Origin of the sequence: Hoylesella timonensis 4401737 = DSM 22865 = JCM 15640 (assembly GCF_000455445.1) — a bacterium.
In the GTDB taxonomy this organism is placed as follows: Bacteria; Bacteroidota; Bacteroidia; order Bacteroidales; family Bacteroidaceae; genus Prevotella; species Prevotella timonensis.
Genome location: NZ_HG417098.1, coordinates 96908 through 103012 on the forward strand (window position 1 = coordinate 96908; position 6105 = coordinate 103012).

A 6105-nucleotide genomic window follows, 5' to 3' on the forward strand; every position below is an offset into this window, starting at 1 on the left:
TACTAAATTCTTAGCAAACGACTGAATATTTTATTGAAATTTTAAGTTTCCAACAGTCACAACAGCTCAATTAGATATAATATTCAGCTGTACTAACTCGATTTTAGACGATGTGCTCTTCAGTATTTTGAATTTATATTTACCGATTTCGATAATTTCATTCAGTTTGGGGAAGCTGCGATATTCATTCAAAATCAAGCCTCCTATCGTCATATAGTCATCACTTTCTGGCAAATCTAATTCAAACATTTCATTCACCTTATCAATCTCTAAACGAGCTGATAATAGGAACTCTTTTTCACCTGTTTGCTTCGCTACGTATTTAAGGCTGTCATGTTCGTCTTCTATTTCTCCAAATATTTCTTCTACAATATCTTCCAAAGAAACCAAACCACTTGTTCCACCGAACTCATCAACGACAATCGCCAAGCTTTTTTTCTGCGTTAACAGTATGCGCATGAGCTTTTGCGCTGGCATTGTCTCTGGCACAAAAGGCATCGTCCGAATACCCTCCTGCCATGTAGAAGAGTGCTTGAACATTTCAGAGCTATGGATATATCCTTGTATATGATCAATATCCTCTTGATAAACGATGATTTTTGAATTGCCACTATCCATGAATTTTTGGCGTAATTCGTCTAAAGAACATTGATTCATGTCAACGGCATTGATTTCTGTTCGTGGAATCATACAATCCCTAACCTTGGTATCGGGGAAATCAAGTGCATTGTGAAAAATCTTGATTTCATTTTCTATGTCATCTTCACTTTGAGCATTTTCAATACTTGATTGAACCAAATAATCTAAATCAACCTTAGAAAATCCTGCAGCAACTGCATCCTTAGGGATACTAACTCCCAACAAACCAAGAATGATGCGTGCCAAAAAAGTGGCAAATCGACTTATCGGCCACAAGATAACATAAAACAAATAGGCAGGGAAAGCAAATAATTTCAGCAGTTGATTGGGATTACTGTTGAACAACGTCTTTGGTACAAACTCACCCGTAAACAAGATAACGAGCGTGGACAATATCGTATCCGCTGGCACTGTAAAGGCAGGATTCATTCCTACAAATATCGTATTGTCTAAAAGTCGCGCTATCAAAATACCATAAATCACCAGCACAATGTTGTTCCCAACCAGCATCGTGCTAACAAAAGCATTTGGGTTGCTATAAAATAAGGTAAGGAAACGTTGCGAAAATCCATTCTTTTCCTTATCCATCTGCACCAACATGCGGTTGCTCGAAACGAAAGCAATCTCCATACCCGAAAAAAAAGCTGAGAGAACCATCGTTATCAGAATAAAAATAATCAAAGAGATATCTACTTGTTCATTCATTGTTATCAATACTAAGGTGTCGTGGGCAACTTCGGTCGTGGTGATGCTTGTGGTCGCAAGAAGACGTTCGTGCTGTCTGTGGGCGCAGACGTTGTATCTGTCTCTCCTGTAAAATCTGATTTTTCAAAAGAGCCACGACTATTTGTCACGATGTATTTCGTCATCCGCTCATCACTTTTGAAATAAGAACCCTGAAGTGTGCGCTCTGGCGTAACCAATTTGGAGAAGCGATGTGAGTACATTTCATGTGCTCGACGATCCAAAAACAGCTCCTCACTCGAGAACTTCAGTCCATCTTTCGTCAATATTCTGACCATTCCTCTCAATTCCCAAAGTTGGGCATCAATATTATAATATGCGGTATCGCATTGGATAAAAGACTGCACATGAAAGCTTTCATCAAACTGTTCCAAGAATGCACCTTTCCGAAACACAAACTTTTGCGGTGTCGTGTTTTGATAAATCTCCCACCGCTCAGTTACAATTCGGTATTTAATAACACCCGAATCGGATATCAATTGATTTACTCCATAGGTAGTCATCGTTGGCACAGAGTCACGAGCGTATATGGCAGGGGCAATGTGTTCGGTTTGTTTTTCACAAGAAACAAAGCCCAAGATTTGCATCAGTACGATGACAAAAACGATTGACTTACTCTTCATACACCCTTTTCCTGTACTCTTGGGAGGGTTATTGAACCTTCCATTTAGCAAACCAACGCTCATTGAACGTCAAGCCGATATTGATTCGGAACGTATTTTCTTTGATCAAGTCTTTTGCATCTTGCCTTACCCATTGTGCGGAGATATTCAACATAGAACGATTGTTCCAGCTATTGACAATCGGAATACCGAAACCTGCACTTACACTAATTTCACTGGGACCATCCAACCCGTTGATTTTCAGATAAGGAGTGGCATAAGAAGCACCTATTCGATAATGCATCCGTTGAAAGAAATGCCGACTGTTGGCATCTTGACAAAACTCACCACCAAAGGTAAATTTATGCCTATCTTTGAACATGCCTTGCGTGAGTACATATTGCGGAGTACCGTTCGCCATCGTATAGTTTGGATAAGATGTTTTTGACCATTGCTGTAACAAGTAATCCGCTCCTATCTTTATCTGATTGCGGTGGTTCCAACCCAATCCTCCTCCAATGGCAGAAGGTAATTCCAAACCATTGTTCACCGTAAATAGAGTTGTATCTCTAATGCCTGTCTGTGGATTTTGAGAAATAATGCTTAACGACGGATCGGCATTCAGACGATGTCCCAAAGAGTAAGTTGCGCCCAAGGTCACCTGATCTTGTCTCGACAACCGTGCCGTATATTGCAATCCTACATCTAATTTATAATTGTGTACAGAAGCTGAATAATATTTTGAAATCGTATTAATAGACATATCGCTATAGCTGTTCACGATTGAGCGGTCATATTTTCCCCAAAGGTAAGAGACATTAACCCCCAATGAGAAGCCCTTGAACGGTTCCCAACCAGCCCCTAAGTACACTTGATGTAATCCTCCCTTTCCAACATAAGCGTTGGTAGTGGTTGTCTTGGTATAATTTTCATCAATATGAATGGTTGCGGTGTTGGAGTAGTTGTATCCAATATTAGTAAATGGAACCAAACCAAAACTCAACCCTAAATGCTTTGCCAGTCTTAAGCCAGCTACCACATATTCCAAATCTGCATTCTTTGCGTTCAGTTTGCGATTACCTTCCTCAAAATGAGTAAGCTGCCCAGAAAGTCCAGCATCAAAGATAAAGGTAAGTGAATCGAGGGCAGAATAAGAAGCAGGATTGATAAAATTCACCTGATCATTTTCCCGAAAGCCATAACCCAAGCCATTCATCCCCCTATTAAAACCACTGGTCTGATCAGACAGTACGCCAAATCCATACTGGCTATAAGGAGAGTTTGTACCACTCTGTGCAAAAGCAGATATAGAAATAGACGCCCATAAAAAGGCACCAAATATCTTTTTCATTCTATTTTTATTTCAGATTTGGATGCAAAAATATCGAAAATTTTCGAATTAAACACACTTTAAGTGGGAAATAACACTTAAATTTGCATCGTGAAACGTTTTACTACACATTTAAGGATTGTCTTTATAGCGATTTTGCTGTTGATGACAACGATGCCCACTTTTGCTCAAGCTGATAGCACAATGCTCAAAAGTATGGACTCTGTACGCATCAGTTTGCTCACGTGTGGACCCGGCAACCAAGTCTATTCCTACTATGGACACACCGCCATACGTTACCACGACTTGGCGCGTCAACAGGACATCGCTATCAATTACGGCATCTTCTCCTTTCAAAAAAGTTATTTCATCCTTCGTTTCGTGTTTGGACTGACTGACTATGAAATGGGGATAGAAGATTTTGCAACTTTCATATCTACCTATTCTCATCGGGGCAGTTGGGTAAAGGAACAGGTCTTGAACCTGACTCGCGAAGAGAAATGGGCTATCACTCAAGCCATTGACGTCAACTACCGACCAGAAAACAGAGTGTACCGCTACAATTATTTCTACGACAATTGTACCACTCGTGCAAGAGACATGCTCATCAATCATATCGAGGGACATGTTCTCTATCCAGCGAGTCAGTTGCAAAAAATATCCTATCGGGAAATGATTCACCAATGGAATCAGTCGCATCGCTGGGCGCGTTTTGGCAATGACTTATTGCTTGGCGTACATGCCGATGCAGCAACAACCAACGAGCAACAGCAATTTTTGCCAGATAGTCTACGTGCAGATTTTTCCGAAGCCATTGTCATCGACCATCAAGGGCATCGCCGCAGCTTGGTAGACAGCACATGCTATCTCGTTCCGCCAGTAGAAAAACATGAATCGAGAACTCCTATCACCCCGCTTCATTGCGCTGTTTTATGGTGCATTGCAACATTGATTATTTGCTTTGCCGAATGGAAGTTCAAACGCATCCTATGGCAGTACGACCTTATCGTCATGCTCCTTTCTGGGATAGCTGGTGTTATACTTTTGGCAATGGTTTTCTCTCAACATCCCACTGTGCAACTTAATTTTCAGATACTCCTACTCTGTCCTCTCCACCTTTTCTTTCTTTACCCTTCCGTTAAGGCGTTGAGAAATGGACACATGCACGATTATACCAAATTTTGGAGCATACTCTTGTGCGCTTTCCTTCTGCTTTCGTTTTTCCAACATTATGCGGAAGGCATGACACTTGTGGCATTATCTTTGCTATGTAGATATTGTTGGCTGTATATATACACCCATAAAATCAAGAATAGATGAACAAATGTCTCTCCGCAATCATCATGGCTACCCTTACGGGAGCAACGACACAGGCTCAGACCTTGCAAGTTGCGCCTCGTTTGGTTGTCAACATTACGATTGACCAGCTACGCAATGACTACATTGAGCATTATTCACCGCTATACTCGCCAAATGGGTTTAAGAAACTATTAAGTAAAGGTTGCGTTTATGAAGCCGCCAACTATCCCTTTGAGTCTGTAGATCGAGCTTCAGCTATCGCTACCATCGTCACTGGGACTACGCCCACTTATCATAATATCATCAGCACAAGATGGTTAGATAGGAAAACCTTACGCCCCGTTTTTTGTGTTGACGATGCTAAATACACGACTTCCCCTCAAAGATTATCCACCTCGACCATCAGTGACGAACTGAAGGTGTCAAGCAACGGTGGTTCTATTGTTTATGGCATAGCCTCCCAAAGAGACGCTGCTGTCTTATCGGCTGGCCATGCTGCTGACGGTGCTTTTTGGATAGATGAAAAAACAGGTAGCTGGACCACTTCCAATTATTATGGGTCGAAAGCCCAAAAGTGGATTCAGGCTTATCGCAATACTACAACAAAACCGAGTAAGGAACAGGCAGAACAGAACAATGCCGTGTGTGATGCAGCGATAGCTTGTCTGAACCATCACGCCATGGGAAAGGACGCCCAGACCGACTACCTCTCGATTACACTTTCTGCCAAGGGTACACAAAACGAAAAGTGGCGCACCGATTTTGAAAGCCTCTATCGAGGATTAGATCATACACTTGCCACCCTGATTGAACAGATAGAAAAGTCCGTTGGAAATCAGCAAGTGCTCTTTGTGCTAACCAGTACGGGCTATACAGATGATCCCAAAGTAGATTATGCAAAATACCGCATCCCCACAGGCACTTTCTACATCAACCGTACAGCCAATTTGCTGAACATGTACCTTGGAGCCATTTATGGGCAAAGTCGGTACGTTGAAACTTGTTTTAGTAATCAAATTTATCTCAACCGAAAGTTTATCGAAGACAAACTGCTTTCGTTTGAGGACATTTTGTCACGCTCCAAAGACTTTCTGACACAAATCGCAGGAATTCGAAAAGTGTCTGAAAGTCCGTATAATCCAGCCGTGAGTGGCGACTTAATCATTGAGGTTGCGCCAGGTTGGCAGTTGCTGAATGAAGATAATCAAGATAACTATATTGCACGTGCATCCTTTGTACCCTTTCCTATTATTTTGTATGGAATGGGTATCAAGCCTCAACGTGTTACCACACCCGTCTCGGTAGACCGCATTGCGCCTACTATCGCAAAGTCTATCCAAATCAGAGCACCCAACGCTTGCAAGGTGTCTCCGCTTCAATAAGCATTCGTATAAAGTACTCATCATCAGCAGTTTCCGCTTCATCTGCATAGAGTTCTTTTGATGACTATTTACCCCCTTAAAATTAACTCAATGTTCCAAGCCTCTTAAC

At 41.6% G+C, this 6105-nt stretch carries 5 protein-coding genes; 2 read left to right on the forward strand and 3 right to left on the reverse strand.

Annotated features, from left to right (window positions below; genetic code table 11):
- Positions 1–66: 66 nt before the first annotated feature.
- The 3 genes from BN35_RS09530 to BN35_RS09540 are packed head-to-tail and all read right to left on the reverse strand — an operon-like array spanning position 67 to position 3336.
- Positions 67–1344 carry a hemolysin family protein gene (locus BN35_RS09530; protein ID WP_025072560.1) on the reverse strand — a complete coding sequence of 426 codons (1278 nt, stop codon included), beginning with the start codon at positions 1342–1344 and terminating at the stop codon, positions 67–69.
- 11 nt (positions 1345–1355) lie between these two features.
- Positions 1356–2006 carry an LPS export ABC transporter periplasmic protein LptC gene (lptC, locus tag BN35_RS09535; RefSeq protein ID WP_081411459.1) on the reverse strand — a complete coding sequence of 217 codons (651 nt, stop codon included), beginning with the start codon at positions 2004–2006 and terminating at the stop codon, positions 1356–1358.
- Positions 2007–2034: 28 nt separating this feature from the next.
- On the reverse strand, positions 2035–3336 hold the full coding sequence (locus BN35_RS09540) for a hypothetical protein (protein WP_028901192.1): 1302 nt from the start codon (positions 3334–3336) through the stop codon (positions 2035–2037).
- A 90-nt stretch (positions 3337–3426) separates the two neighbouring features.
- Between BN35_RS09540 and BN35_RS09545 the strand changes: the two genes are divergently transcribed.
- Both BN35_RS09545 and BN35_RS09550 read left to right on the forward strand, forming a co-directional pair.
- Positions 3427–4635 carry an Lnb N-terminal periplasmic domain-containing protein gene (locus tag BN35_RS09545; RefSeq protein ID WP_025072559.1) on the forward strand — a complete coding sequence of 403 codons (1209 nt, stop codon included), beginning with the start codon at positions 3427–3429 and terminating at the stop codon, positions 4633–4635.
- Positions 4632–5996, forward strand: coding sequence for an alkaline phosphatase family protein (locus BN35_RS09550; RefSeq protein ID WP_025072558.1), 1365 nt, complete (start codon positions 4632–4634; stop codon positions 5994–5996). The genes BN35_RS09545 and BN35_RS09550 overlap by 4 nt, the downstream gene beginning before the upstream one ends.
- Positions 5997–6105 lie beyond the last annotated feature (109 nt).

What these genes read in the sequence shown, in the direction of transcription:
- BN35_RS09540 (WP_028901192.1), bottom strand. Translation starts at nt 3,336, where the DNA reads ATGAAAAAGATATTTGGTGCCTTTTTATGGGCGTCTATTTCTATATCT.
- lptC (WP_081411459.1), bottom strand. Translation starts at nt 2,006, where the DNA reads ATGAAGAGTAAGTCAATCGTTTTTGTCATCGTACTGATGCAAATCTTG.
- BN35_RS09530 (WP_025072560.1), bottom strand. Translation starts at nt 1,344, where the DNA reads ATGAATGAACAAGTAGATATCTCTTTGATTATTTTTATTCTGATAACG.
- BN35_RS09550 (WP_025072558.1), top strand. Translation starts at nt 4,632, where the DNA reads ATGAACAAATGTCTCTCCGCAATCATCATGGCTACCCTTACGGGAGCA.